This window comes from Paenibacillus sp. FSL R10-2199 (assembly GCF_038000235.1).
GTDB classification, from domain to species: domain Bacteria; phylum Bacillota; class Bacilli; order Paenibacillales; family Paenibacillaceae; genus Paenibacillus_AQ; species Paenibacillus_AQ phytohabitans.
In genome coordinates this window covers 1478617-1505050 of record NZ_JBBOBO010000002.1, presented here as the reverse complement: position 1 = coordinate 1505050, position 26434 = coordinate 1478617, and the positions used below count along the sequence as shown (strand labels likewise).

General features: G+C 53.4%; 24 protein-coding genes. 16 read left to right on the top strand and 8 right to left on the bottom strand.

Features of this window, described 5'->3' with window-relative positions; genetic code table 11:
- Nucleotides 1–130: 130 nt before the first annotated feature.
- The 4 genes from NYE33_RS34405 to NYE33_RS34390 all read right to left on the bottom strand — a co-directional run bounded on the left by NYE33_RS34405 (nt 131) and on the right by NYE33_RS34390 (nt 5420).
- Complete coding sequence (locus NYE33_RS34405; protein WP_341069825.1) at nt 131–1363, bottom strand: Ger(x)C family spore germination protein; 1233 nt, start codon at nt 1361–1363, stop codon at nt 131–133.
- A complete protein-coding gene (locus NYE33_RS34400; RefSeq protein ID WP_340947759.1) occupies nt 1360–2463 on the bottom strand; it encodes a GerAB/ArcD/ProY family transporter in 1104 nt (367 codons plus the stop codon). Before NYE33_RS34400 ends, NYE33_RS34405 begins: the two co-directional genes overlap by 4 nt.
- A complete protein-coding gene (locus tag NYE33_RS34395; protein ID WP_341069822.1) occupies nt 2460–4082 on the bottom strand; it encodes a spore germination protein in 1623 nt (540 codons plus the stop codon). The genes NYE33_RS34400 and NYE33_RS34395 overlap by 4 nt, the downstream gene beginning before the upstream one ends.
- Nucleotides 4083–4268: 186 nt before the next feature.
- Nucleotides 4269–5420, bottom strand: coding sequence for a phosphodiester glycosidase family protein (locus tag NYE33_RS34390; protein WP_042134127.1), 1152 nt, complete (start codon nt 5418–5420; stop codon nt 4269–4271).
- A gap of 192 nt (nt 5421–5612) precedes the next feature.
- Between NYE33_RS34390 and NYE33_RS34385 the strand changes: the two genes are divergently transcribed.
- Both NYE33_RS34385 and NYE33_RS34380 read left to right on the top strand, forming a co-directional pair.
- Nucleotides 5613–6194, top strand: coding sequence for a histidine phosphatase family protein (locus NYE33_RS34385; protein ID WP_341069820.1), 582 nt, complete (start codon nt 5613–5615; stop codon nt 6192–6194).
- A 234-nt stretch (nt 6195–6428) separates the two neighbouring features.
- Nucleotides 6429–7280, top strand: a complete 852-nt coding sequence (locus NYE33_RS34380) for a GGDEF domain-containing protein (protein ID WP_340947756.1) — start codon at nt 6429–6431, stop codon at nt 7278–7280.
- A 376-nt stretch (nt 7281–7656) separates the two neighbouring features.
- Here NYE33_RS34380 and NYE33_RS34375 read toward each other — a convergent pair whose 3' ends face one another.
- Both NYE33_RS34375 and NYE33_RS34370 read right to left on the bottom strand, forming a co-directional pair.
- A complete protein-coding gene (locus NYE33_RS34375) occupies nt 7657–8391 on the bottom strand; it encodes a glycerophosphodiester phosphodiesterase (RefSeq protein ID WP_042134129.1) in 735 nt (244 codons plus the stop codon).
- A gap of 152 nt (nt 8392–8543) precedes the next feature.
- The gene (locus NYE33_RS34370) at nt 8544–9713 is read right to left on the bottom strand and encodes an amidohydrolase (RefSeq protein ID WP_042134131.1); all 1170 of its coding nucleotides are present in this window, start codon (nt 9711–9713) and stop codon (nt 8544–8546) included.
- Nucleotides 9714–9997: 284 nt separating this feature from the next.
- On the opposite strand from NYE33_RS34370, the gene NYE33_RS34365 reads away from it, so the two are divergent.
- The 5 genes from NYE33_RS34365 to NYE33_RS34345 all read left to right on the top strand — a co-directional run bounded on the left by NYE33_RS34365 (nt 9998) and on the right by NYE33_RS34345 (nt 14174).
- A complete protein-coding gene (locus tag NYE33_RS34365) occupies nt 9998–11065 on the top strand; it encodes a uroporphyrinogen decarboxylase family protein (RefSeq protein WP_341069816.1) in 1068 nt (355 codons plus the stop codon).
- Complete coding sequence (locus tag NYE33_RS34360) at nt 11043–11885, top strand: MetQ/NlpA family ABC transporter substrate-binding protein (RefSeq protein ID WP_042134134.1); 843 nt, start codon at nt 11043–11045, stop codon at nt 11883–11885. Before NYE33_RS34365 ends, NYE33_RS34360 begins: the two co-directional genes overlap by 23 nt.
- Before the next feature lies 1 nt (nt 11886).
- Nucleotides 11887–12702, top strand: coding sequence for a pyrroline-5-carboxylate reductase (gene proC, locus NYE33_RS34355; protein WP_076242313.1), 816 nt, complete (start codon nt 11887–11889; stop codon nt 12700–12702).
- On the top strand, nt 12699–13487 hold the full coding sequence (locus NYE33_RS34350; protein WP_076242314.1) for a VOC family protein: 789 nt from the start codon (nt 12699–12701) through the stop codon (nt 13485–13487). The genes proC and NYE33_RS34350 overlap by 4 nt, the downstream gene beginning before the upstream one ends.
- Before the next feature lie 159 nt (nt 13488–13646).
- Nucleotides 13647–14174 carry an NAD(+) diphosphatase gene (locus NYE33_RS34345; protein ID WP_042134141.1) on the top strand — a complete coding sequence of 176 codons (528 nt, stop codon included), beginning with the start codon at nt 13647–13649 and terminating at the stop codon, nt 14172–14174.
- Between the two features lie 8 nt (nt 14175–14182).
- Here NYE33_RS34345 and NYE33_RS34340 read toward each other — a convergent pair whose 3' ends face one another.
- Nucleotides 14183–14785 (bottom strand): hypothetical protein, encoded by a 603-nt coding sequence (locus NYE33_RS34340; protein WP_042134142.1) that lies wholly within the window; start codon nt 14783–14785, stop codon nt 14183–14185.
- Between the two features lie 145 nt (nt 14786–14930).
- Between NYE33_RS34340 and NYE33_RS34335 the strand changes: the two genes are divergently transcribed.
- The gene (locus NYE33_RS34335; protein ID WP_340947755.1) at nt 14931–15383 is read left to right on the top strand and encodes a YhcH/YjgK/YiaL family protein; all 453 of its coding nucleotides are present in this window, start codon (nt 14931–14933) and stop codon (nt 15381–15383) included.
- A 209-nt stretch (nt 15384–15592) separates the two neighbouring features.
- Complete coding sequence (locus NYE33_RS34330) at nt 15593–16459, top strand: GNAT family N-acetyltransferase (protein ID WP_341069813.1); 867 nt, start codon at nt 15593–15595, stop codon at nt 16457–16459.
- 123 nt (nt 16460–16582) lie between these two features.
- On the opposite strand, the gene NYE33_RS34325 is transcribed toward NYE33_RS34330, so the two are convergent.
- A complete protein-coding gene (locus NYE33_RS34325; RefSeq protein WP_340947753.1) occupies nt 16583–17203 on the bottom strand; it encodes a sensor domain-containing protein in 621 nt (206 codons plus the stop codon).
- Nucleotides 17204–17448: 245 nt separating this feature from the next.
- Here NYE33_RS34325 and NYE33_RS34320 point away from each other — a divergent pair, with 245 nt between their 5' ends.
- From NYE33_RS34320 to NYE33_RS34290, 7 genes are all read left to right on the top strand, one after another.
- Nucleotides 17449–18327, top strand: a complete 879-nt coding sequence (locus NYE33_RS34320) for an AraC family transcriptional regulator (RefSeq protein WP_076242317.1) — start codon at nt 17449–17451, stop codon at nt 18325–18327.
- Between the two features lie 113 nt (nt 18328–18440).
- Complete coding sequence (locus tag NYE33_RS34315; RefSeq protein WP_039309665.1) at nt 18441–19172, top strand: ThuA domain-containing protein; 732 nt, start codon at nt 18441–18443, stop codon at nt 19170–19172.
- A gap of 641 nt (nt 19173–19813) precedes the next feature.
- On the top strand, nt 19814–21664 hold the full coding sequence (locus NYE33_RS34310) for a cache domain-containing sensor histidine kinase (protein WP_341069811.1): 1851 nt from the start codon (nt 19814–19816) through the stop codon (nt 21662–21664).
- A 3-nt stretch (nt 21665–21667) separates the two neighbouring features.
- Entirely contained in the window at nt 21668–22864 is a 1197-nt protein-coding gene (locus NYE33_RS34305) for a response regulator (RefSeq protein WP_341069808.1), read from the top strand.
- A 182-nt stretch (nt 22865–23046) separates the two neighbouring features.
- Nucleotides 23047–24342 carry an ABC transporter substrate-binding protein gene (locus NYE33_RS34300; protein WP_076242318.1) on the top strand — a complete coding sequence of 432 codons (1296 nt, stop codon included), beginning with the start codon at nt 23047–23049 and terminating at the stop codon, nt 24340–24342.
- A 350-nt stretch (nt 24343–24692) separates the two neighbouring features.
- A complete protein-coding gene (locus NYE33_RS34295) occupies nt 24693–25574 on the top strand; it encodes a carbohydrate ABC transporter permease (protein WP_336102855.1) in 882 nt (293 codons plus the stop codon).
- Nucleotides 25571–26389 (top strand): carbohydrate ABC transporter permease, encoded by an 819-nt coding sequence (locus NYE33_RS34290; protein WP_336102854.1) that lies wholly within the window; start codon nt 25571–25573, stop codon nt 26387–26389. Before NYE33_RS34295 ends, NYE33_RS34290 begins: the two co-directional genes overlap by 4 nt.
- The last annotated feature ends 45 nt before the right edge of the window (nt 26390–26434 follow it).

Below are 26434 nucleotides of genomic sequence, written 5' to 3'. Positions count from 1 at the left end.
AATAGACAAGAATGCAGCCCAGCCACAGGCGGTGCAGCTGGCGGCCCTTTCCCCGCAGTCTGGTGCAGCCCCATAAGAAGGCAAGAATATAGAGTATAAGAGTTATAGCTATTTTCATAGTGAAGCTCCTTTACTCTTGCTGGACAGACTTGAACGATTTATTGCTGAGGCCTGTCCGTTCAATCTGGAACGAGACATGCGGGCGGATCTCAATCTCCTGAAATACGCTGTCCCAGCTTTTCTCCTTCTCTATCTGCTTCCAGCGCTTGCGGTCGCTGCGGTGGACTCTTACCGCAAAGCCTGTGACATCTGCGCCGAGCTTTTTAACCTCCGTCCAGGAGTTATTCACGAGATCGAGTACCTGCCGTTCGAGGGATGCTTCCATTTCACTGATCGCTTTACGGTCATTCAGATCCATAACGCTGCCCAGCTCTGTTAATACCCCGCTCCCCTTGATGTCTATATCCATGATGAAATGGTCTTTAGCCCAGACGGGATGTACATTAGTCCAGGAATTCTGGAGGATGAACGAGGCGTCAAGCTTGTCGCTCTTCCGGGGCTGGGAAGCGAAGGCGATGGTTGCAGTCTTGATATTGTCTGTCATAAAAGACAAGCCGAAGGCCTGTTTCTGGCTGAGCCAGCCCACAAACTTCTCGCCTTTGATTACACCCAGTCTGCCCAGCGCCAGGCGTGAAGGCAGATCTGTCCGGCCGGTCTCGCTGGTCTCATCCATAATATCCGGACCCGTAAGCAGAATCTCCGGCAATACCGCACTCCCGGACTCGGAGGAAAGGGCCATCGCCAGCTCAAACAGGCGTGTACCCGGATAATAGGACAGCAGCCGCGACTCCTGTTCAATCATGAGCTGGATACCGGCGCCCTGGTTTTTGGTCAATTGCATCAGCTGATCCAGGATATCGCCTGCTTCGCCTTTGGAAATGAACACATATACGGTTTCACGGGCATCCTGCTTGCGCAGGAACATGTCGATCAGCTGATTGATGCCATGCTTGGCCAGACTTTCCCCGATGACCGTAATCCGCGAATGGGAGAAGAACATCTCACGCGTGCTGGTCAGATTGGACCGCTCGATTGCTTCCATAATCGTCCGCCCTTTTACTGTATAGGTGACAAACGGCGGTGAGCTTGTGCTTCCACCTCCGCTGCCGCCCATCCCGCTTGCACCGGATGAGGGGTTGATGACCTGATAGGTGGCTTTCCACTCGTTATTCTCCCAGTCGTAGGCCGAACCGGAGGTAACCCCCAGCTCATTCAGCTCCCGGTCATCCCAGCAGCCGGAGAGAAGAACGGACAGAAGCGGGAGACAGAGGATGAGGCACAGCGCCGTTCTCTGTGTATTCATGTTTCCAACTCCTTCCGCTTGGATCTCGACTTCTGGACCCGGTACAGCAGGATAGCCCCCAGCGGCACGAGCACATTGAACAGGAAGAAGACCACGAAACGTCCTTCCTTGTTGTAGATATTAAGCTTGGCCGAGCTTTGCCAGGAGAACAGGCATTCCAGCGCAATGAGCAGACCGAGCGCCCCGATAAAAGGCCGGCTGCTATTCACCCGGAAAGTCTGCTTGAAGCATTCTACTGTCACAAACAGGAAGATCGCGAATTTCAGATAGATGGACAGCACCCAATAGGAAATGAACAGAATATCCAGCTTCTCTATGAAACTTCCGATCCTGATAATGCCCACGGTAGAGAAGCCCGGATAGGTGCTGAGCTTGATGAAATCCGGACCGAACACCATCAGGGCAGTGATCAGGGAGAACATCATCAGAACAGAGACGAACAGCAGTCCGGTCCAGCCGATAATCCGCGCTCTCTGCGGATATTGCAGGTAAGGAGCCAGAAACAGCAGCACGGCCACTTCAGACATCCAGGTGGTTGGCGTCAGGCTGGCCAGCGTTAATTCAGCCAGGTTATGATCGAACATCGGCAATAAATTATGCACATTCAGATCGCTTAACAACCCGAACAGGTACAGGGGGACGAAGACGAAATAGAGCAGAATAACCAGGGTATTCACTCTGGCGATGGATTCGATGCCTTGTCTGACCATATATATCGTGATGAAGAGAATCAGGATCACGAGTACGGTGACCGGTGTGTTGATCAGTACATTGTCTTTGATGAAATTGACGAATTCACGCAGGATCGTTGCCGTAGTATCCAGATAGTATTGCAGCATCAGCAGACCGAGAATGGTGGATACAACCGGAGAGCTTTCCTTCCTGATCCAGTCCAGAAAAGGAGCGCCATTGCTGTTCTGAATCACAGTCCCGACAATTGCAGCAATAAGCAGCCCGGCCAAGGTGGACATAATAATCGCCATTGGCGCATCTTGCTCCGCATAGGTGCTAATAATGATGGGCAGCACGACGGTAGCCGTCGGCAGGATCGTATTAACAACCAGCATGGCTGCCTGGGTGGTGCCGATTTTTCCATTCATGCTGGACCCTCCTCCTGAGGTTTCGGCTGTTCCGGTGCTCCTTGATTCGCTCCTTCAACAGGCTGAGGCTTCTGGTTCGGCCCTTGTCTGCGGGTTTCTTTGCCGAGATCGGTCTTGGGACGCATAGTCATGCTCCATAGCGGAACGCGGATGAAGATATCCTTCAGATAACGCGGAATCATCGGCGCTACCGGAGACAGATAGGGAACGCCGAAGGAACGCAGTCCTGCCATATGAATCAGGAGCACCATCATGAAGGACATGATGCCAAACAAGCCAAGCGTTGAAGCGATGAACATCATTACAAAGCGGATCAGCCGGATGGAGTTGGCGATCGCCAGTGACGGAATCACAAAGTTCGAGATGGCCGTAAAAGAAACCACAATAACCATAGCCGCCGAGACAAGCCCGGCCTGAACGGCAGCCTGGCCCAGCACCAGCGCGCCGACGATGGAGATAGCCGGTCCGATGGTACGCGGCATGCGCACCCCCGCTTCGCGCAGCACATCGAAGGTGAGCTCCATGAGCAGCGCCTCAGCCAGTGCGGGCAGCGGCACCCCTTCACGCTGGGCAGCGAGACTGATCAGCAGGGTGGTCGGCAGCATTTCCTGGTGAAAGGTAGTGACTGCAATATAGAGTGCGGGCAGCAGCATCGACACAAAGAAAGCCCCGTAGCGGATCAGCCGCAGAAAGGAGGAAATGTCATACCGCTGGTAATAATCTTCACTGGACTGGAAGAAGTTGAAGAAGGTAGACGGCGCCAGCAGGGCAAAGGGGGTGCCGTCAATAATAATCCCGATTTGTCCTTCCAGAATGCCTCCGGCCACCGCATCGGGACGTTCGGTGTTCTGAATAGTAGGGAAGGGGGTCAAGCCGCCGTCCTGAATGAATTCTTCAATATAGTTGCTCTCCAGAATGGCATCCGTATTAATGGCATCCAGCCGGCGGCGGATTTCTGTCAGCACCTGTTCGCTGGCGATGCCCTTCAAATAAATGATGGCGATTCCGGTCTGGGTACGCTGGCCGATTTTATATTCTTCGATCCGCAGATCGGTAGTTTTGAGCCGGCGGCGCAGCATGGAGGTGCCCGTGCGCAGACTTTCCGTGAAGCCCTCCTTCGGACCGCGGATGACACCCTGAGAAGTAGGTTCGTTGATGCTTCTTTTCTCCCAGCCGGAGGTATCCGCAGCCAGTGCTACCCGAAGTCCTTCGAACAGAATCAGCGTATAGCCTTCAAAGAGCATAGCCAACAGCACTTCCAGCGTCTTGCCTTCCTTGACGCCCCCGACCGGCAGCATCTGATCCTTGATCATGCTGAAAGCCGCTTCGGCGGTAATTGAATCTCCTTTCAACGTCACATTCTCCATCAAGGGCTGGAGCACCGTCTGGTTGACAGAATCGGCATTCACCAGGCCGTCAATATATATGAACGTAAGGGAAAGGGAGCTCAAGGATTCATTGGTGAAGTTGCGGATGACGATATCCGAGCTGCTGCCGATCCTCTTTCCGATTTCCTGCAAATTCACTTCAAGTGAAGGGTTCAGGGGGAGCGGTGCGGGTACAGAGGTTTCCACGGGATCTTTGCCTGTCTTCCGGCCTTTCTGCTGATTCTGCGGCATCTTCGGGGCTCCTTTCTGCTGGATTCTGGATTCTTTGGCTGTATTATCCCCCGCAGGTGGATTCCTTATTCTGCCTGATTTACGGAATCAGTAGGTGAAATCCAGGCTTGTGAACGCGAAAAAGGCATTTCTCCAACCTGTTCAGGATGGTAGAAATGCCTCCATATAGATGCTTATGGCCAGATACTATTTGGTCTGGACGACCAATGCATTGCTGATCAGGCGGCCGGGGGTGGTCAGATATTTGCCGTTATAGTAGAGACCACTGGAGGCGCCGCCATCCAGATTCATCGCCTGGTACGCCCCTGCCTGCTTCATAATTTCCGCCAGCTGGGGGATGGTCGCCCCGCCGGAGGTCAACAGAATCAGCTTGTGGTCGCGCGTCAGGCCCAGCGCACTGCGGGAGCCTCCGCCTGTCAATATCTTAGGGTCCTTGAAGCCCTCGGCGAGCACATTGAGGGATACCTTGCCGTTCACCAGCAGCCGGGGGCCTGCCTGCAATGCTCCTTGAATGGAGCCGCTGTCGAAGCGGTTCTTGAATTCACTGCCCGGAATCAGCTCAGCCAGAAGGTTGCCGTCATAGGCAAAGACCGTCCGCTTATCTCCGGGGCTGTTCTTCAGCATCTTGCCGCCGCTGATAATATAGCCGTAGGGAGCATAATAGGTGCCTTTGGTGTAGGCATCGAAGAAGGTGCCGTTGATGGCGGCTGCGGCATTGCTGCGCTTAGCGATGCTGGCGAGCGCTTCTGTCTTGCCGACAGTATTTCCGGCAAGAACGGCATCCAGCTTCACTGACGGATGCAGCAGGGAGACCGTAACGGTCTGCACGGAGAAGGAACGTCCGCCGACCTTGTATGTATGTTTGCCGCTGACTACAGCAGGCGTACCGCTTTTGATCAGGGCGCCATTCTGCACGGGCAGGGTGGCTGTTGCCTCGCCGCTCGTGAGCTTGAGCGATGCGGAATCTTTATTCCACTGGAGCTGTATGCCAAGCGTCTGGCTGACGAGAGACAACGGAATATAAGTCATGCCATTCTCGCTAAAGGGACGTTCGCCCAGGGTAACGGGCTTGCCGTTGACGGAGGCTCCGGCCGTGCCTGGAGTGAAGGTAACAGACAAATCATCGCGTGTTACCCGGATCTGTCCTCCGGCAGAGCTTACTACAGACTGGATGCCGGCGAAGCCGTTCAGGAATCTTAGCGGAATGAACGAATGGTTCTCCTTATCTACATAGACGGCAAGTTTGGCTGGTGCCGCCGCAGCGGCCCGGGATTGCAATGGGGACAGAAGTACAGCAAGCAGACAGAAAGCGGTGAAGAGGACGGACATTCTTTTCATAGTAAACGAAATCTCCTTCAATTTGTAGCAGTATAACTGCAGTTTAGGATGAATCTGGAACGGACTCCAGAAAGAAGCACTTGAAATACTATAATATAGCGGGCTCTCTTGACCGTCAATGGAACATGCATAGAGCGGGCTGTTCGTTTATAATGAAAACACTTACGGATATTGGCACAAAGGCGGGAAGCGATGATAACAAGAATAGGCTTGATTCGGCACGGCAGCACACTCTGGAATCAGGAAGGCCGGATACAGGGCCATACGGATAATCCTCTGGACGAGGAGGGCTTCCGGCAGGCAGCCGTACTTGCAGAGCGTCTCAGCAGTGAATCGTGGGATCATATCTATTCAAGCGATATGCTGCGGGCCAGACAGACGGCGGAGGTCATTGCCGGGAGACTGGGGATTCCGCTGGCTGGTCTGATCCCGGGGATTCGGGAAATGAACGGCGGGTTAATAGAAGGGACTACGGAGAAGGAGCGGATCGAGCGGTTCGGCAGCGGGTGGAAGACGATGGATATGAAGCTGGAAAGCCGGGACCTGGCCCAGGAGCGGGGTGTCCGGGCTGTTGAGGAGGTTGCCGCCCGCCATCCGGGGCGCAATGTCCTCATAGTCAGTCATGGCGCCATTCTGCGCAGTACGCTGGCAGGACTTGTTCCCTCACTGGATCTCAGTGTAGTGCTGAAGAATACTTCAATTACCCGTATGATCAGAGATGCCGGCGGCTGGACCTGCGAACTGTACAATGGCGTGGAACATATGAACGAATAGACAGTCTGGACGATTCTGGAATACAAGAGAGTCTCCCGTGCAAAGGGCGGCTCTCTTCCATATGTCCCAGAACATACCATCGCCAATTCTGCAGCTTTTGCCGATAATATTCTTAGCATTTATGCAAAGTCTGGCCTTACCTGCCGGAAATGTTCAGAATATGTTCAGACTAACCCTGTACAGTAGCGCTTAAAAGCGATAAATCATATGATTATCAAAGGAGGGCAGAGTAATTTGGAAGAGGCCCGGAATTATATACTGGCTGTATTATCTATTCTCATTGGAGTACTAACGGTGTACAGCATCCTCAGGCTGACGCGGAATTTCTCCAAATGTCACCAAAGAGCCCGCGCGGTCCGCACGAGCCTGGTTGTACTAGTTATTAGTGCAGGTCTTGGCAGCATGCACCTGCTGGGCAAGAGAACTTTGTCGGGGTTCACCGCTGAAGATAGCAATCTGTTTATTACTATGGCACTCTATGTGCTTACGCTCGCCGGAATATTGTACCTGTTCCTGCGTGTGCGTATGCTCCTCGGAGAGCGCGAGCAGCTGAAAGAACTGGCCTACCGGGATACCTTAACCGGACTGCTCAACAAGAATGGAATGGATCATTTCTGGGATCACTGCAAATCAGGCGAACAGCTTGCGGTATTATATCTGGACCTTAACCGCTTCAAATCGATTAATGATACGCTCGGCCATCATGCGGGGGATTTGCTGCTGGAAGCCGTTGGCGGCAGTCTGCAGCAATTTTCGCGTAAAGGCAAACGACATATATTCAGGGTAGGCGGGGATGAATTCGTCATCATCGCCAAACGCTGCAGCCGCAAGGATGCGGAGCAGCTGGCCCTTAAGGTTCTGGAGAATATCACCCGGAATTATAAGTTGGAGACGCATGAATTGTTCGTATCCGCGAGCGTCGGCATCACTATGAGCCAAGGCAGAATTGACCGGAAGCGGCTGCTCCAGGAAGCTGATTCCGCTATGTACAATGCCAAGCAGCTGGGCAGCGGGCGTTATGCGGTCCATAAGCAGGAGAATAGTCTTCCTCCTGTGAAGCTGGTCAGCAGCTCCAGAGCCCAGTAGCTTGTGAAATCCTGCCCAAAATACAACATTTTGCTCATGAAATCGGCCCTAATCATCAAATGTTGTATGAAATACAGCATTTCTCCTCATTTAAGCCGATTAGCGGGAGAATTCTTGTATTTCGTGCAATAATTCTCCCGGACAGCTGGGCAGGTGGCAAGCAAAGTTGCAGTACGTACAACATTAATACCGGGGCCAGCAATGAACCTGGTATGAGGCGGGTACGAGCCAGGTATGAGACAGTGATAGCTTTACGCAGAAACGGATACCATCCCTTAGAGGACGGTATCCGTTTCTGTTTGGTACGGCTGCTGCCTGAGTGCTTCAGACGGCTCCTGATCCGGAAGCAGCAGCCACTCCGGCCTTTTTGCCAATACTATAATCCCTGGGCTGCCAGCAGCCCGGCAAGTACATCCGGGTGATCGGTAATGATGCCGGCCACTCCGGCCTCAATCAGATAGGTCATCTGTTCGGGATCATTTACAGTCCAGGGATGATAGACGATTCCGCTCTCCGCTGCATCGGTGACGAACTCCGGCAGAACGGAAGAGTAATGGGCATGCAGCGCATCCGCCTGAAGCGTAGCCGCATAATCCCACGGACGGTATAAGCCTTCGCCATACAGTATGCCGGTGCGGATCTCCGGTGCCAGCGACTTGCAATAAGCAAGGGAGTAGTGGTTGAAGCTGGAGATGACTACCCGCTCACTCATGCCCTGCTCCCGTACAGCGGCTATTACCTTTTCCTCCATACCGGGATAAAGGAATGTGCCGTTCTTCAGCTCAATATTAAGTACTGTCTCACGTCCCTGAAGCAGATCCAGCAGCTCATCCAGTGTCGGAATCCGCTCTCCTGTGAACTCAGGACTGAACCAGGACCCCGCATCGACCTCCAGCACTTCACGAAGCGTCTTATCCTTCACATATCCGCTGCCTGTAGTGGTGCGGCTAAGATTCTCATCATGAATGATTACTATGGCTCCGTCACTCGTCATCTGCACGTCTGTTTCGATGCCGGTTGCGCCAAGCTCAAGACTCTTGCGGAATGCCGCCATTGTGTTCTCCGGGGCGACTGCGGATGCGCCGCGATGCGCGAAATTAATGATGTTCATGTACTGTAATTCCCTCCGTCTCTTGGTTGTGATGATGCCCGTGTTGGACGGGCCCCCTTGTAGTGTATTCCACATAACATGAAGAAACCCTGTCCGCAAGCAGCGAAAAGGGTGTGATTTCTTGGAAATTACCCTTGCACCGGCAGAAGCCATTAGAATGGGGGATTAATTCCCAGCTCATTCAGGGCCGCAGCAGCAAGCTCTGCGAAATACCGTGCTGTCGGCAGCAGCGCCGATTCATCGACGTCAAAGCGCGGGTGATGAAGGCCGTAAACCCCTTCGGTACCGATGTTGACGAATGCGCCCGGCAGCTGCTGCAGATAAAAGGCGAAATCCTCGCCCCCCATCTGCGGATCAAGCTCAAAGACAGTGAGGCCAAGACGGGCCGCAGTCGCTGCGGCAAACCCGGCCCAGCGGGGGTCATTGACCGTTGCCGGCGGTCCGGGTATCCACTCAAGCTGTGCTTCAGCTCCTGCAGCGGCAGCGACCCCTTCGATAATCTGCCGGATCTGCCGTGGCACGGCTTGGCGGATGGCTTCATTATACGTCCGGACTGTGCCTTCCAGCTCTACAACGCCGGGCAGGACGTTCCAGGTGTTGCCGCCCTGTATCCGGGTTACGCTGACCACCACCGATTCAACCGCACTGGTAAGCCGGCTCACGATTGTCTGCAGCGAGGTGATGATCTGCGCCGCTGTTACAATCGTATCCTGGCCGCGTTCCGGCTGAGCTGCATGTCCTCCTTTGCCGAGAACCTTAATGACAAACCGGTCTACACCGGCAGTAAGTGCACCGTTGCGTGTTCCGAATGAGCCTGCTGGCAGGTCCGGGTTATTGTGCAGTCCAAAAATGGCATCTACTCCGCGGAGCCCGCCGGACTCGAGTACGGCTATGGCCCCATGCCCGGTCTCTTCCGCAGGCTGGAACAGTATTCTGACGGTCCCGGCAAGCTCGCTTTCCTGTGCCTTCAGCAAGCAGGCTGCGCCAAGGATGCCTGCCGTGTGGAAATCATGCCCGCAGGCATGCATCCTGCCGGGAATCACGGAGGAGAAGGGCAGCCCCGTATCCTCTTCAATAGGCAGGGCATCGATATCTGCACGGATGGCAACAACCGGGCCCCGGCCGCTGCCAATCTCGGCAATCAGTCCTGTCTGCAGCGGAAGATCAAGCACAGTAATTCCCGCTTCAGCCAGCCAGCGGCGCAGCTTGTCAGTGGTCTGAAATTCCTCGTTCGACAGCTCGGGCTGCTGATGAAGCTCCCTGCGCACCTGAATCAAACGCTGAGCCAGCTGCTGTTCCTGATCTTGAGTTAATGACGGCATGGATGTACAGCCCCGCTTTCTCCAATTAATCTATCATTCCTGTAGATTCCTGATTAATCCGATTGATTTATTTACTGCGCATAATACCTTTAACGGAAAGGCGCTGTCAATGTGTTATTTAACGATCCGGGAATTTATGAAATATTTCATGAAAGTGATGGATATCTCATTGACGTTTCATTTTTCCCCATGCTATTATACGGCCAATTCATTTAAATCCGATAGAATAACTCTTTATTTAATATTTCGGAGACAATGTGTTGCATCCAGAAGGGGGAGAACATATGGGAGAGTGGTCGAGACAGGAGCGTTTTGCGGCCTTGCTGTCAGGGGAGCGGGCCGATCGGCCGATTGTTAGCGGCTGGCGCCATTTCGTAGACCGGGAGAGTAATGCCGGTGATCTTGCAGACAGTACAGTAGCTTATACGAAGCAATTCGATTGGGACTGGGTCAAAATCAATCCGCGGGCTACGTATTATGCAGAGACATGGGGAAACACCTATGATTTCGCGGATTACCGTACGGTATTTCCCAAGCAGACCCGTGCGGTGATCCGGAAGCCGGAGGATGTCTGGAATATACAGGCGCAGCAGGCTGCAGCCTCAGCGCCGCTGGCCGAGCAGATAGAGGCTGTAAGCCTTATACGCCAGGGCCTGCCGGATACTCCGCTGACCCAGACCATTTTCTCGCCGCTTACCGTGCTGCTGTTTCTGGCGGGCCAGTCGGCTTATGCCGGTGACACGGTTTATGGCAGCCGTGAGCCGGTGACCGTGGAAAGTCTGCTGGAGGAGCAGCGTGCAGGTGTACATCAAGCGCTGAAGGCCATCGCCCTGACGCTGGCGGATTATGTGCAGGAGCTGGGCAAACGGGGGCTGGACGGGATTTTTTATGCGGTGACCGGCACTGCTCATCCGGGGGTTTTTGATGATGCGGCGTTTCAGGAGCTGTCCCGGCCGTATGATGAGATGGTGCTGGAAGCCGCCGGTTATGGCAAAAGGATTCTGCATACTTGCGGTGCCTATTCGCAGCCGGAAAGGTTCAATAATTATCCCATTGAGGGCATCAGCTGGGATACCGCAGCACCGGGTAACCCCGGTTTGCATGCAGAGCTGAGGCCGACGAAGGTGGGGGGAGTGGATCATGCCTTATTCGCAGCACATGATCCCGGGCGCATCCGTGCACAGGCTGAATTCGCCCTGCGCCTTATGGCGGACGAGCCGTTCCTGCTTGCACCCAATTGCGCGATCCCGATTACCGTGGAAGATCGTTCGTTACAGGCATTACGTGATTCTATTCCGCATGAGTCACATATGAAAAGGGGTTCAAATAATGAAAAATATCGTGAAGTTTAAGAAATTGGCAGCTGTGGTTCTGGTGGGGATGTCGGTCGTGCTGGGAGCCTGCGGGAACAAAACGGCTACCGGAGAAGAGAAGAAGGATATCGTTGTCGGCTTTGGCGTGGGCACCTATGAAGAACAGTTCCGGCTTGGTATTGTGCCGATTCTGGAGAAGGAAGGGTACAAGGTGGAGATCAAAACCTTCTCCCAGAACATGCAGGTCAATCCGGCGATGAAGGAAGGCTCCATTGACGCAAGCATCTTCCAGAGTACGGCTTACATGGAAGGCATCAACGCGGAACTGGATGCGGATATGGCTGTGCTGAACTTCGTGCCGAGCGCACCGCAGGGACTCTATTCCGAGAAGCATCAATCGCTTGATGAAGTGAAGGACGGCTCTGTGATTGCCCTGCCGAATGATCCGGTTAACCAGGAGCGTGCGGTAAGAATTCTGGAGGATCTCGGCTGGGTGAAGGTCAAGGCGGATGCCGGGACCACAGACTTCAACCTCAGCAGTGTGGAGCCGGACAAATACGATCTGAAGCTGGAGTCGCTGGATTCGGCGCAGATTCTGGTCTCGCTGGCCGATGTGGATTACGGCGTGGTGAACGGCAACTATATCGCCAATGCCAAGCGGCAGATTACCGAAGCGCTCCAGATTGAGAACACGCCTGAGCAGCACCGGGTAACCGTAACGGTGAACAAGGGCGATTTGGATACCCAGTGGGCCAAGGATCTGAAGGCAGCGTATGAATCGCAGGAGTTCGAGGATTACATCAACGCCCAGGATAAATACGACGGCTTCATCCTTCCGGATGCCTGGGAGAAGAACTGATATGGCAGCGGGCAGAATTCATTTCATCGGCGGCGGGCAAATGGCGGAAGCGATCATCCGGGCCGTTGTTGGCAATGGTACTTATAAGGCTGAGCAGATCAGCGTGGCAGACATTCATGAAGAACGGACGGCTTATCTGAATACTGCCTATGGCGTGCGGGCAGCCGGAGAGTCTCAGGAGGCGGAGCTTGCCGGAGCGGAGCTGATCATTATTGCCGTCCGGCCTCAGGATGATCTTGCAGCTGTTGGCGCGGCCATCTCCAGCTATGCGTCAAGCGGAGCGGCGGTCCTGTCCATTGTCGCCGGAGTGACCATCGATAGGCTGGCTGGTTATGTTGGAGCGGAACGCCCGATTATCCGGGTGATCCCGAATACGCTGACCGATACCGGACTCGGCTACAGCGGGGCAGCTCTGAACGCTTTCGCTGGTAAGGAGCAGGTGGAGGAGTTCCTGAACGGGTTCGGCAAGGTGCAGTATCTGGAGGAAGCGTTGATTGATATCTTTACCGGGTACGGGGTGGCCGGGCCGAATTATGTCTATTATTTCATCGAGTCCCTGGCCGATGCCGGAGTGCTGGCAGGATTGCCGCGCGAACAAGCCTGGACGACGGCGCTGGAGAATGTAGAGGGGGCCGTAGCCATGCTTCGGCACAGCGGACTGCATCCCCGGCAGCTGCTGGACATCAACAACTCTCCGGGCGGAGTTGGCATTCACGCGCTGTATGAGCTGAACAACAGCGGCTTCGCAGCCGGACTTCAGCGCAGTGTCAAGGCTGCTGTGAAACGCACAACGGAGCTGGGGCAGGTGAAGTCATGAGCGTGCTGCAGTGGGATCATACCGTGCATTATGTCAATGATCTTGAACAGGCCATCGGAGCCTTCAGGGACAATGGCCTGGCCGCTTCCTACGGCGGATCGCATAAGCTGTGGGGGACTCATAACGCGCTAAGCTATTTCGGGCTGAACTACATCGAATTCCTGGCGATTGAGGACCGGGAATTAGCGGCAAGTCTGGATACCCCTAATCTGGTAGTGAAGGATGCCGTGAATCTGCTGCCTGATCATGAAGGGTTCAGCAGGGTAGCGATCCGCACCGATGATATTGAAGCAACCGCATCAGCGCTGGAGAAGCAGGGCCTGAAGCTGTCACCCATACTTGATGGCAGACGGCTGAATGCACAGGGACAGTGGATTGAATGGCGCATGCTGACTATCGGCGGCCATTACCAGGGTCTGGTCTATCCCTTCATAATCGAGTGGAAGGGAACCGATGCCCTGCGGGAAGAGGAGCTGACGGCAGCGGGAATTATCGTTCCCCATCCGGCAGGAGAAGTGACGGTCCGCCGTGCTGTATTCTCCGTACCTGATCCGGCAGCGGCGGCGGCTCACTGGGGAGAAATCTTCGGCTTGGCGGAAGTCCAGGCCGGTTCATCTGCAACCCCCGGCGATAGCGTTTCACTGGCGGTTGGCGATAAGGTATTTGAATTCCGGCGCGGGGAAGACCGGCAGATGACCCGGCTGCTGCTAAGCGGCGATGCTCCGGGACTGGCGGGCCGTACGCTCACTATTGCTCAAGGCGAGTATGTGTTTACAGCCGAGTAATGACGAATTGCAAGCCCGTTGCCTGCGTGTGTTGCCGGCAGCGGGCTTTTTGTTGCCGGGAAGCGGTCTATGTGCGGTAATGAATTACGGCTGGTGTGTTCTTCAGCAATCGCTTAGAATAAGTCTGAACTATACCCATAACAGAAAGAAGCGATACACTTGAAGTTTTGTCTCGAATGTGGAAGCCGTCTGGTCCTGAAGGAATGTAACGGAGAAGGGGAGGTACCCTACTGTGAGTCCTGTGCCGCGTTCCGGTTCCCGGTGTTCAGCACGGCAATGAGTACAGCGGTGCTGAACAGGGAGCTGGATAGAATCCTGCTCATCCAGCAGTATAACCGCAAGGATTATATCCTGCTGGCCGGTTACGTGAATAAAGGGGAGAACGCCGAGGCAGCGCTGATCCGCGAAGTGCAGGAAGAAGCAGGGCTTGAGATCATCGCTTATGAATACATGCGCAGCCAGTATTTCGCCCCTTCCAATACGCTGATGCTTAATTTCATCAGTGTGGCTGACACGGAGGACTTAAGCGCAATGAGCGCTGAGCTGGATCATGCGGCATGGTTCACGCTGGATGAAGCTGCGGACGCCATACTGAAGGGCAGTCTCGCGGAGAGCTTCCTGCTGACGATCATCGGTAAGCTAAGACAAGGACGGACCTTGGAGAGCTTCACAGCGGCCTCACGTTAAGCATGATTTCAGGCTGAGACGATATTGCGGATTCTCTCGTGCACCTGCTGCGCCTCCAGAAAGGCTGCGGAGTACTGAAGATCTGTTTTTCGGGCCGGCAGCAGCCGGGGCAGGAAGGGAATCGATACGACAGGCGTATCCGCGTTATTAAAATAGATTTTTAGCGTCAGCTCGCTGATCTCTTCGGCATTGCTTACGGCTTGGACAGCTTCTGCGAACCCGGGGGTGGCGGCTACACTTGGGCGGATTCTCGGCGCACTGGTCGTAATCCGGCTGGTCTTGCTGACTTTGCTGAGCGTTAAGGCATTCTCGACGATCTCCGCTCCCAGAATGGTATCGAACGTGTAGATAGTGGCTGTAGCCGGCTCCTGCCTGCCGGGATGGAGCAGACCGATGGCCATAGTCTGGCCCGCCTCATCCAAGGCGATCAGATGGGATTCGTCAGGTGTGATGAACCGCTGGGGAAACTTAAGATTGAATGCGGACAAGGCATGGATGGCCTCTTTCCGGCCGGGTGCTTGGGGATGGGACCGTATGAACTGAAGCACCGCAGCTGACAGCAGGAGCGAAACGCCAAGCACAGCAAACATGTACATCAGAATAATAAGCACTGAACCGCCTCCTAAAAGGTAACTATTTAATAGATATGCGGGGAGTACGTGAACAAATACATAGACCGGGCCTGCCGGGATCATATATTATTTGGGTATTCTGCAAGGCGGGGAATAATTCAGAGATTCCAGGGGGATTCCAGGCATGATTGTTGATACACTTAGCCATTTGCTCAAAGATGAGGCTGCACACGGAGAGAAGATCCAGAGGGGGCTGCAGTTTCTGCGCGATACCGATTTCACCGGGCAAGCGGCCGGACGCCATGAGGTCAATGATGAGATGTTCTATTTCATCAACGAATATCAGACCAAGGATGCCGGAGAATGCTTCTGGGAAGCGCACCGTGTGAATCTCGATCTGCATTATATTCTGGAAGGTACAGAGCGGATCGGCTATGCTGCGGTTGAGCAGCTTGATGTGAGAGATGACTACAGCGCAGAGAAGGATGCGATCTTCTTCACCGGTGCAGTAGAATCTACGGTAACTGCAGGGCCGGGTGCTCTTGTCGTGTGTTATCCGCAGGACGGACATATGACAGGGATTGAAGCAGGCAAGCCCGAGGCTGTGCGGAAGGTAGTTTTGAAGATTAAGCTATAGTCCTTAGGACAAGGAGCAACGGCTATGCTGACCCTCAGGGACGGTGTAGCCGTTTCTGGTTAAGCTGCAGGAACAACGCTTCCCGTTGTCAAAAGAAAGTAAAGTTGTAGACTGACGATGCTTTTATTAAGCTTTCGGGCAGGATTGTTAGACCAAATGCGGTGAAGAGGACAAGTAGATCTGTGAGCAGATGAAAGGGTGATATTTCAATGCAATTCAAGTTGTATACGGATGTGCATGAGTTTTACCGTGATACCTATGATGTCCTGATGCGTCATGAAGCACAAAATTTGATTCCTCTTGGCAATATCATCATTGGGCATGAAGGAAAAGACAAAACAGACTGGCGTGACCCTGTAAATTGGGTAATGGCAACTATTTCGGATGCTAAGGGCATACAACTTACCGCCATAATGACACCGCCACACAATATTACGCTTTATGCAACAGACAACATCATTAACCCGGAAGCTATAAACTGTCTGATAGACGGGTTGAAGGACCGTGAAATTCCAGGTGTGACAACCGAAAAAAACCTGGCAGAGTATTTTGCCAAAGAATATGCCTTGCGCAAGGGAATAACCTGTAATACAACCATGAGCCAGCGTATATATGAACTTACGGCAGTAAACCCGGACATTCAAAAGGTTGGTACCGTTCGATTGCTGAATGAAAAGGATATTCACTTTTTCCCATACTGGGCTGAAGCATTTTATGCAGCGGGGAGTTATGGCCAAACAGAAATGTCCATCCCGCAAGAGGCAGACCCTTACCTCTACCGGATAGCATCGAAAAAAATCTATATTTTAGAAGACAACGGGATACCCGTTTCTATGGCTGGATATACAAGGGAAATGCAGACGGCTATTGGCGTGGCATTTGTATATACCCCTCCATATGAGCGCGGCAAGGGTTACGCTACTTCAATTGTGGCGCAAATAAGCCAGCTTGCCTTGGATAAAGGGTTTACGAAGTGCGTCTTATATACGGACTTAGCAAATCCCATATCTAATAGCATCTATCAAAAGATAGGCTATATACCAATTTGTGATTCGCTCCAGTTAAAATTTGATTAGTAGAATGAGGCGTGCATATGCAGAAAAGAAACGGCGGCGCATCATGGTGATGTACCGCCGTTTTTTCGTGAACCGGAATAGTACAACAGGTGCAAGCCGGTACCTTCGCCAGAAGTGGAGCCTCTAAGCGTTATGTAGGATTTCGAGCGGAGCTTTCACATCCTGGTGTGTTCCAGAGATCATGTTGATCCAGGCAGTATACAAACGTCCAAGGCCCGAAAGCAGTAACGGCAGCATCAGCAGCAGTACAAATCCCATTCCGCATACGATCCAGGAGCGTTCGTCCGGTGTTGTATCAGACAGGAACACGAAGACGTCCGGGTCCAGCATATTCTGGTCATAGGAGAATACGGAAGAACTGACTCTCTGGACTACAGGCGACAGGAGGGCACTAATGGCAACCGAGGGCAGGGCAAGAGCAAGGGTGAATCCCAGAATGCCAGCGGGCAGCTGCAGTATGCTGTACAGGATTCCCCGGTACGACTGGCCTTGGCGAAGGTGGTTTCCTAATGTCCGCAGACCTTCCCAGCGGAAGGCAGCCGGATGGTCTGGCATAATATGCTGCGAGGCTCCCCCTTTACCGTGAGACCAGGCTTCGGCAGCCTTCTGTTCACTGATCATCATCGTGCGGCACCAGGTTAGTGTCAGGGCCAGCAGAGGCAGCCCAACCCATATAATTACCAGAGGCAGACTTACACATAGGCCTGTAATGGCAATAACAAAAGCGATTATTCCTTTGGGCAAAGAAAGCATGAGCATTTTCCACGCGTTTATACTTCGTCGTAACATCAGGGCAACCCCTCTCCAAATTTTACCTTCTTCAGTATAAAGGTTAAATCCATACAATACACGCACCCGGAGGCGGGAATAATACTGGTCTTTGGTCTAGTGCAGCTCTCCTTTACTTTAAGTTGGCATGGGCAGGCGTATTTCTCTAAAATGAATATAGAGTACGCAATGATCAATATCCCGGACAAGGAGCCGCGCTTATGAATATCTATCTGGAAATTCCGGATGTGGACAAGCATTTTCCGTTTCGCAGCCTGGTCTGCGGAGGAGATGATCTGACCTATCCGCATTGGCATAAAGAAATCGAGATTATCTATGTAACCAAAGGAAGTCTGAATCTGGGAATCAATGATGTGCCGATCCGCATGGAGCAGGGGGAAGTGCAGTTCATCAACGGCGGAGATGTGCATTATTTCCTGGCGTCACCTGACAGTGAGCGGGTAGTGATACAGTTTGATCTGAATTTCTTTCAGGAGGTTGCAGCACTGGGAGGCAATGACTATCCGCTGCGGGATATGTTCACGGAGATGGAATTCTCCAGTTCAAAGTGGCCGAAAGGGGCTGCCGCCAGTATGATGGCTCTGATTGAGAGCATTTATGAGGAGGATACACAGCGCCGGGAAGGCTACGCTTATCTGATTAAGGCCAGGATGTTTGAAATGCTGACGGTTATTATGCGGGAGGTGCCGAAGAGCAGGGTCAAGAAGCAGCCCAAGTTCTCGGAAGACACATTGTCCCAGTCCAGAGAGACGCTGGAGCGGCTGGAGCGGATCTTCAGCTATGTAGAGCAGCATTATCAGGAAGCGATTACACTGAATGAGGTGGCCGGATACATGGGCTTCAGCCCGTATTATTTCACCAAGCTGTTCAAGAAGAATACGGGTATGACCTTTGTCGCTTTTTTGACGGAGTACCGGCTGAATAAGGCCAAGTGGATTCTGCTCAACGAAGACCTGCCGATGTCAGCGGTAGCGGAAGCGGCCGGGTTCGGCAGCGGGAAGACCTTTCACCATTTATTCAAGGAAGCTACGGGGATCTCTCCGCTTAAATACCGCAAGACAATATCCGGGAATAATTGAGCAAGAATGCAGGAAGAAAGCCTGCTTGCAGATTTGTATGATAGAGGTATAAAAAGTAGTCAAAAACTAAACTTAACCGTAAAATTCATCTTTGAAACAGGAGAGTGTCCATAGTGACCAGAGTAACCGTATGGAATGAATACCGCCATGAGCGGCAGGAAGAACGAATCCGCCAGGTCTATCCGAATGGCATACATGTACAGCTGGCCTCTTTTCTGAGCGCAGCGGGACTGGATACAAGAACGGCAACGCTGGACGAGCCGGAGCATGGTCTGACAGAAGAAGTGCTGAATAACACTGATGTACTGGTATGGTGGGGGCATGTTGCCCATCAGGAAGTGAGTGACGAGGTAGTGAACCGGATTCATAAGCGCGTGCTGGAGGGGATGGGGCTGGTGGTGCTGCATTCAGGCCACATGTCCAAAATCTTCATCAAGCTCATGGGCACAAGCTGTGATCTGAAATGGCGCGAAGCCGGGGAGAAAGAACGCCTCTGGGTGATGGAGCCAAGCCATCCGATTGCCGCAGGCATCGGTGAATATATTGACCTGGAGCAGGAAGAGATGTACGGGGCGCACTTTGACGTGCCTGCACCGGAGAGCCTGATCTTTGTCGGCTGGTTCGAAGGCGGCAATGTGTTCCCGAGCGGATCAACGTACCGGCGCGGCAGCGGGAATATTTTCTATTTCCAGCCCGGCCACGAGTCCTATCCAACCTATTACAACAAGGAAATTCAGCAGGTTATCATCAACGGCGTGAACTGGTGTGCTCCGGTCAAGCGTGATGTTCCGGTGTACGGCCATTCCGAAGCGCTGGAGCCGATTAGAAGCACAGTAGGCGTATAACCTATAGTCTTGCAGTCGATGAAAAAGTTACCCGCCAGACCTAACGGTCTGGCGGTTTTTTGTGCTGACGCGCTAACAGATGGGTTACGCTGTAGAATCCTGCAGAAAATACAACAATTTCTTCAGGATAGCGGCTCTAATCCAGGATTGTTGTACGAAAGGCAACATTTTCTCTCCTGAAAGCGGCCAAGCGGGGGAATTCTTGTATTTCGTACAACAATCCTTAGGAATCCTCCATTATTGGGAGGTTCGAGTTGCAATACGTACAACATTTTCATTTTGAGGCCGGCCTTCACAAGCCGCATGCCTTTCACCGCTGGCCGACACCATCCTCCGCCACATCTATCATTAGCTGGACTGCTTCCGCTATAAGCTCAGCGCTAGGTTCCCGCACTCCCGCACGTCTCCGGTTAGCCATGACCAACCTTACGCTTGTGGCAGATAAACTAACAATGTTGAATTTAAACCAATTAAGTTGCGGCATATATATGTTAGATATAAATGCTTGTATATCAAGGGTTTGGCTATTCTGCCAAGTCTGGAGTGAGAGGATGTTAAATATTTACTCCGTTATTTTCCATGCAGCAGTCTGCAGAATCCTTTATACTGAATAAAATTTAACGGACCAGGAGGAGAGGCTGATGATGCGGCGGTGGAACAACTTAACATACCAGAGCAAGCTGATGCTCGCCTTCTTCATGCTTGGGATTATCCCGTCGATTGTGATCGGCACGATGGCATATTTCAAATCGGTCAGCACGCTGGAGTCGCGGGTGAACGCCGATCTCGGCGTCATTGCCGGACAGCTGAATGCGGCGATCCAGCGCCAGGTGGAGGATGTGGACCGTTTCAGTACTTTTCCTTATTTCACACCGGAAATCTTTCAAATATTGAACCAGCCTTACGTGCCCCGCGACCAGTGGGGTTACCGCGAGATTGAAACCCAGCAGCAGTTCGCCAAGCTGCTCGTGACTTACCCTTCGATTTTCTCCACGATTCAGGGTCTGGTATTCTACAGCACCAAAGGCAATATCTACGGCTACAGGGTTAGCGACCGCTCCTCCATTAATGAAGCCGTAAGTCCGGTAGACGAGGAATGGTATAAGGAGACCCTCAAGCGAAGCGGAGGCGTATTCATCTCCGGACTGCGGCTGGAGCGGCAGTTCAACAGTGCTCCGTTCCCCACAATTACCGCTTCCCGCGTGCTGCTTAATGATGATTTCACTCCGGCCGGAGTAGTAGCCGTGGATATCCGTCCTGACTTCATGGACAAGATTGTCCGTTCCTTCCAGCTGGAGAGCATGCATGTGATTGTGGCCGATGAGAAGGGGGAGCTGATCTATTCCACACAGACCGGAGACAACGAGCGGTTCCTCCGCGCTGCGGCAGAGAAGTCCTCGCACAGCGGGACAAGCCGCGGCCTGATCAATCTGCCCGATCTGGGCGGCGGGCTGGCAGCGGCGACCGGGGTATATGCGCACAGCGAGTATTTGGGCTGGACAAGCTATCTCATGATTGACCGGGAAGAACTGCTTGGCGATGCGAATGTGATCCGCAACTTCACCGTGGTGCTGGTGCTGATCTTCAGTGTGGCGGCTGCGGTCTTGTCGCTCTTGCTGGCCCGGAACCTCTCAAGGCCGATCCGCAGCCTGATCTCTTCCATGCGCGACGTAGAGCGGGGACTGTTCATCACTCCGGCGGCTCTGCCGGTCCAGGGCGAAATCGGCCAGCTGCATCTCAGCTATGTCACGATGGTGCGGCGGCTCGATGTGCTGGTCCAGTCGATCGAAGAGAAGGAGCGGCAGAAGCGGGAGGCCGAGCTGTATGCGCTTAGAGCGAGAATCGCTCCTCACTTCCTGTATAACACGATTAATTCCATCCGCATGCTGGCCGTGCTGCAGCAGTCGGAAGGCATCGCCCGGCTGCTGCAGTCACTGAACAAGCTGCTGCATGCCAATATGAAGCTGGACAGCGAGCTGGTGCCGCTGTCTGCGGAGCTGGAGCTGCTGCATCATTATGTGCGGCTGATGGAGCTGCGCTACACGAACCGCTTCAAGGTGGAGTGGCAGATTGAAGAGAATATCGGGCAGGCGATGGTCCCGCCGATGATTCTGCAGCCGCTGATGGAGAATGCGATCTTTCACGGCTCCTTCGATATCGAAGGCCCGCTGCTGATTGAGGTGGGTGCCCGGATAACAGGGAACGGCGGGGATGAGCTGCTGATCACCATCACGGACAACGGGCACGGTATACCGCAGGATACACTGGAGGTGCTCAACGGCGAGAGAGAGCAGGGCCCAGCCCCTGATGGGGACGGCAACGCGGGTTCAAGCATCGGTGTAGCCAACGTCCGTGACCGTATCCGGCTTAGGTTCGGACCGCCGTATACCTTGACGCTGAAGAGTGGTCCGGGCCAGGGAACCCGGGCAGAATTATATTTGCCTTATCAACCGGAGGACGGAGATACGTCCCGGCCGCGAATGGAGGAATGAAGCATGTGGAATTTGCTTGTAGTGGAGGATGAGACCATTGTGCGGCTGGGGCTGCGCTATATGCTGAATTGGGATGAGCTTGCCATTGCCTGGAAAGCCGAAGCTGCGAACGGGCATGAGGCGCTTAAGGTGCTGGCCCGGGAGGAGATTCACATTGTGATGACGGATATCCGCATGCCGGGTATGGATGGCCTGGAGCTGGCGCGCAGAATCAAGGAACAGTACCCCAGTGTGCAGATTATCTTCTTCAGCAGCTTTGAGGACTTTCCTTATGTAAAAGAAGCTGTCCGCATCGGAGTCGTTGATTATTTGCATAAGCCGACGATGGCGGCCGAGGAGATTGCAGCGGCGCTGCTCAAAGCAGCGGGGACCCTGGAGCAGCTTCATCAGGCGGCAGTGCCGCAGGTGCCGGGATACAGCGATAAGGACCGGGATCTATTCCTACAGTCGATGCTTGAGACACAGGCCGCCCTGGAGAATTGGCTGGAGCAGTGGCAGCAGTATGGACTGGAGTCCCTGTATGGAGCGGGCTACCGGCTGGCTATTCTGCGCATGGCCGAGAACGAAGGGGTTGAACCGCAGGCAGCGCTGGCCCGCTTTATGTCGTTCCGGTATTATCTGGAGGAATATACTTCCCGGGAATGGGGCGGGATATTGCTCAGCCGGGAGAACAAGGAGCTGGTCTGGCTGCTGCCGCAGAAGGCGTCCGTTGACGAAGCGGGAGCCGGTGCGATGCAGGGTTATCTGGATCAGCTGGAACAAGGGTTGTACAAAATGCTGGGCATCCGCATGGCGTATACCTGCAGCGGACTTCACCGGACAGCGGCGGAGCTGCCGGAGGCCTATAGAAGTGCGGCGGAGCGTGAGCCGGTGAGCGGCGGGAAGCTGAGCGGAATTATCCGGCTGGCAACGGCTTATATCGATGAGCATTTGCTGGAGGATGTGACGCTGGCGCGGACCGCAGAGGCGATTCATGTCAGCGTCAGCCATCTGAGCCGCCAGTTTCTTAAGGAGACCGGACAGCATTTCAATGAATATATGACCGCCAAAAAAATGCTCCTGGCCCGCAAGCTGCTGCGCGAGAGCAACCGGAAGGTGTACGAGGTGGCTGAGGAGCTGGGGTATGCCAACCCGCATTATTTCAGCAAGCTGTTTAAAGATGACACAGGTCTGACACCACTGGAATTCCGCAATCAGTGAGTAAAGAGCAAATATTTGACGGAAACCGCAATTCTCGTCTAGTTGGAGGATCAGTCATCCGGCAGAGCGGTCAAGATAAGCAATTAATAGCTATAAAGCAGCAGATCAACCTGGTAGTTAACCTGACACAAACAGAGTACGATTAACTCATGAAACAAACATAATGTCAGGGAGGCTAACACATGAGAAGAAAAGGCGGGTTCTGGTGGTTGTCGGTATTATGTCTTGGGTTGTTGGTCATTCTTGCAGGCTGCGGCAGTAATAATGCGGCATCAAACGGTAATTCCGGAGCGGCTGCTACAAGCGGTTCCGCTGCAGAAGGGGATGCTGAGAAAGAGCCGGTGGTGCTGAAGCTGACCACATGGAACCCGATCAGCCAGACGGTGGTTGATAAATTCCAGGAGAAATATCCCTACATCACGATAGAGCACGACAAGGTATACGATCAATTCCGGGAAATCATCCGTACACGGATTGTCTCCAAGTCCGATATGGACATGCTGTGGCTGTTCCCGAATCAGGTGGCCGAATTCTCCAAAGAGAATGTCCTGATGGACATCTCCGGCAGCCCTTGGCTGGATAATTATCTTGAAGCTGCGGTGAAGCTGGGCACAGTGGACGGTAAAACCTACGGCGTTCCCTATAACAGCCAGCCGATCGTAATGTTCTATAATAAAACGCTGTTCGACCAGCTGGGGCTTGCGATTCCGACCAATTGGGAAGAGCTGATGGCGGTGAGCGAGACCATCAAAGCCAGCGGCACCGCACCAATGGTCATCGGAAGCAAGGACGGCTGGGCGACCCAGTTCATCACCACTTCACAGTTCGGACTGTATCAGCATGACAATGCAGACGTATTCCCGCAGCTGGCCAGCGGAGACAAAAAGTGGACCGATCCTGAGTTCACCGGCTACTTCGACGGCATGAAGGAGCTGGCGGATAAAGGTTATCTGCTGGAGAACTCCGTCGGCCTCAGCTATGACCAGGTGGCGCAGGTATTCAAAGAAGGCAAAGCCGCTATGTGGCCGATGGGCGAATGGGGCTACAGCGAGAACTTTGATGCAGACTTCTCCGCCTTTGAACTCAGTGCCTTCCCGATTCCGGTCAACCGCGGCGATCAGCCGCTCGTAACGAATCTGGTGTCCGACAACCTGCTGGTTGGCGTATCCTGGAGCAAGCATCAGGAAGAAATCAAGCTGTTCATGGAATTCGTGGCCGAGCCGGAAATGGCTAAAATCTGGTCCGATGAAACGAAGCAGGCGGTAACGGTAAAAGGCGGCACTTCCGAAACCTACAGCCCGCTGGCCGCTTCCCTCCAGCCGCTGATTGACGCCAGCGAAGCCCAGATTTTCCCGAGCATGACCTCGTCCATCGAGCCGGTAATGTTCCCGATCTTCCAGCAGATTCTGCTGAAGCAGGACGTGGACACCACCAAGCTGCTGGAACAAATGCAAACAGCTCAAGATAAGGACATATAGAACATATAAGACAAACAAAACTATAAAGATTGGGTTTGAAAAGTATACCTTTTAGGGAGAGTGGCGGAAGAGAAGTTTGGAACTGTAGGAGCGGTAGCGTCCGCCTTTATGTTTGGATTTCTACCGCGATCAGCGGTCCAAATCAGGAAATCCAAACATAACAGCGGCCGGAGGTCCAAACATTCTCTGCAGTCACGGCTGAACCTAAATGGGAGGAGTTTCAGGCACAATCTTTATAGAACACACACAACACAAGAGAATAAGCGAAAGCTCAGATCAAGGACAACCCTGTCTTTCGCTTAGGTTTCTTTTTTTTTACCCAAATTTGGGGTGAGGGATGGAGGCAGAAGATGAAATTCATGAATTTTCGCAATTACCTGCTGTTTATCGCGCCGGCGCTCCTGATCTACCTGCTGTTTTTTGCCGGACCGATCTTCAGCGGCTTGTACTACGGCTTCACCGACTGGAACGGCTTCTCATTCAAGGCCGACTGGGTCGGGCTGGAGAATTTCCGCGAAGCCTTCCGTGATCCGCTGCTCCTGACGGCGCTGAAGAATATGGCGATTCTCTCCGTTGTAGTCATCGTGCTGCAGCATAGCGCATCAATTCTGCTGGCCGTACTGCTCGACCAGAAGCTTAAGGGCATTGTGTGGATGCGGGCGATTATCTTTTTCCCGGTTATCTTGAACACCGTTGTAATCGGCTATGTGTGGAGCTACATGTATGCGCCGATGGTCGGATTTTTGCCGAAGTTTTTTGCCGCAATCGGGCTGAAGGGTCTGGCGCAGCTGGACTGGCTCGGTGATCCTTCCCTGGCAATCTACGCGATTGCACTCGTCATGGTCTGGCAGTACACAGGCTACTCAATGATGATCTACTTGGCTGGACTACAATCCGTTTCGGGTGAAATATATGAAGCCTCAAGCATTGACGGCGCGGGGCCGTGGAATAAATTCTGGAAAGTTACACTGCCTCTGCTGATTCCTTCGGTCATTGTGAACACAGTGTTGTCGGTGATCGGCTGTATGAAAATGTTCGAGCATGTCTTCATCATGACGCAAGGCGGACCGGCCAATTCCACGCAGACATTCGGGATTATGATCTATCAATATGCCTTCAAAACCTCGCAAATGGGCTACGGCACCGCGATGGCGATGATCCTGTCCGTGATGATTCTGGTTGTAACCTTTGTGCAGATGAAGCTGCTCAGCCGTCTGGAGGTGGCGAATTGACGACTACATTACAGAAAACCTCTATTTACACCGTGCTGATTATCGCGCTCATTATTGTACTCGTTCCGATGGCGGTCATGATCTCGGTTTCGCTGCAGACGCCGTCAACGATCAATCCGCTCAGCCTGCCCAAAGACCCGCAGTGGAGCAATTATACCGAAGCGTTCCGCACCGGCAATCTGCTGCCGTATTTCGGGAACAGCATTCTGGTACTGGTGATGACAACCGCAGCCGCCATCGGCGTCTCGGTGCTGGCCGCTTACGGTCTGCATCATGGCAAAAGATATAAATCGGACGCGATGTCGACCTTCTTCCTGATGGGGCTGATCCTTCCGGCCTTCTCCGGCACGATTCCGGCGTTCCTGGTGCTGCGGGAGATCCATCTGCTCAACACGCATGTCGGGCTGTCGCTGATCCAGATTGCTTCCGGGCTGGCCCTGCCGATCTTCCTCTATGTGAATTTCTTCAAGACCGTGCCAAGTGAAATTGAGGAGGCGGCGCTGGTGGACGGGTGCGGACCTTGGCGGACCTTCCTGAAAATTATTTTTCCGCTGACGCTGCCGATTACGGCGACCTGTATTATCGTGGTGGCGATCAACTCGTGGAATGACTTTTTCAATCCGCTGGTCTATCTGTCTTCGCCGGATATGCGTACGCTGCCCGTGGGCCTCATGGCCTTCAAAAGCCAATACAACACCAACTGGCCGCAGATGTTCGCCGGTGCTGCACTTGTGGCCTTGCCGATCATCATTCTCTACCTGTTCGTCCAGCGCTTCATTATTAAAGGTCTGGTGGGCGGGGCGGTTAAGGGCTAGGAGGCTGGATGGCTAAGGTGCAAGAATGAGAGAATGTTAAGAGGG

Coding starts and splice junctions, on each gene's coding strand:
- NYE33_RS34405 (WP_341069825.1), bottom strand. CDS start 1,363: ATGAATACACAGAGAACGGCGCTGTGCCTCATCCTCTGTCTCCCGCTT.
- NYE33_RS34400 (WP_340947759.1), bottom strand. CDS start 2,463: ATGAATGGAAAAATCGGCACCACCCAGGCAGCCATGCTGGTTGTTAAT.
- NYE33_RS34395 (WP_341069822.1), bottom strand. CDS start 4,082: ATGCCGCAGAATCAGCAGAAAGGCCGGAAGACAGGCAAAGATCCCGTG.
- NYE33_RS34390 (WP_042134127.1), bottom strand. CDS start 5,420: ATGAAAAGAATGTCCGTCCTCTTCACCGCTTTCTGTCTGCTTGCTGTA.
- NYE33_RS34385 (WP_341069820.1), top strand. CDS start 5,613: ATGATAACAAGAATAGGCTTGATTCGGCACGGCAGCACACTCTGGAAT.
- NYE33_RS34375 (WP_042134129.1), bottom strand. CDS start 8,391: ATGAACATCATTAATTTCGCGCATCGCGGCGCATCCGCAGTCGCCCCG.
- NYE33_RS34370 (WP_042134131.1), bottom strand. CDS start 9,713: ATGCCGTCATTAACTCAAGATCAGGAACAGCAGCTGGCTCAGCGTTTG.
- NYE33_RS34365 (WP_341069816.1), top strand. CDS start 9,998: ATGGGAGAGTGGTCGAGACAGGAGCGTTTTGCGGCCTTGCTGTCAGGG.
- NYE33_RS34360 (WP_042134134.1), top strand. CDS start 11,043: ATGAAAAATATCGTGAAGTTTAAGAAATTGGCAGCTGTGGTTCTGGTG.
- proC (WP_076242313.1), top strand. CDS start 11,887: ATGGCAGCGGGCAGAATTCATTTCATCGGCGGCGGGCAAATGGCGGAA.
- NYE33_RS34350 (WP_076242314.1), top strand. CDS start 12,699: ATGAGCGTGCTGCAGTGGGATCATACCGTGCATTATGTCAATGATCTT.
- NYE33_RS34335 (WP_340947755.1), top strand. CDS start 14,931: ATGATTGTTGATACACTTAGCCATTTGCTCAAAGATGAGGCTGCACAC.
- NYE33_RS34330 (WP_341069813.1), top strand. CDS start 15,593: ATGCAATTCAAGTTGTATACGGATGTGCATGAGTTTTACCGTGATACC.
- NYE33_RS34320 (WP_076242317.1), top strand. CDS start 17,449: ATGAATATCTATCTGGAAATTCCGGATGTGGACAAGCATTTTCCGTTT.
- NYE33_RS34310 (WP_341069811.1), top strand. CDS start 19,814: ATGATGCGGCGGTGGAACAACTTAACATACCAGAGCAAGCTGATGCTC.
- NYE33_RS34305 (WP_341069808.1), top strand. CDS start 21,668: ATGTGGAATTTGCTTGTAGTGGAGGATGAGACCATTGTGCGGCTGGGG.
- NYE33_RS34300 (WP_076242318.1), top strand. CDS start 23,047: ATGAGAAGAAAAGGCGGGTTCTGGTGGTTGTCGGTATTATGTCTTGGG.
- NYE33_RS34295 (WP_336102855.1), top strand. CDS start 24,693: ATGAAATTCATGAATTTTCGCAATTACCTGCTGTTTATCGCGCCGGCG.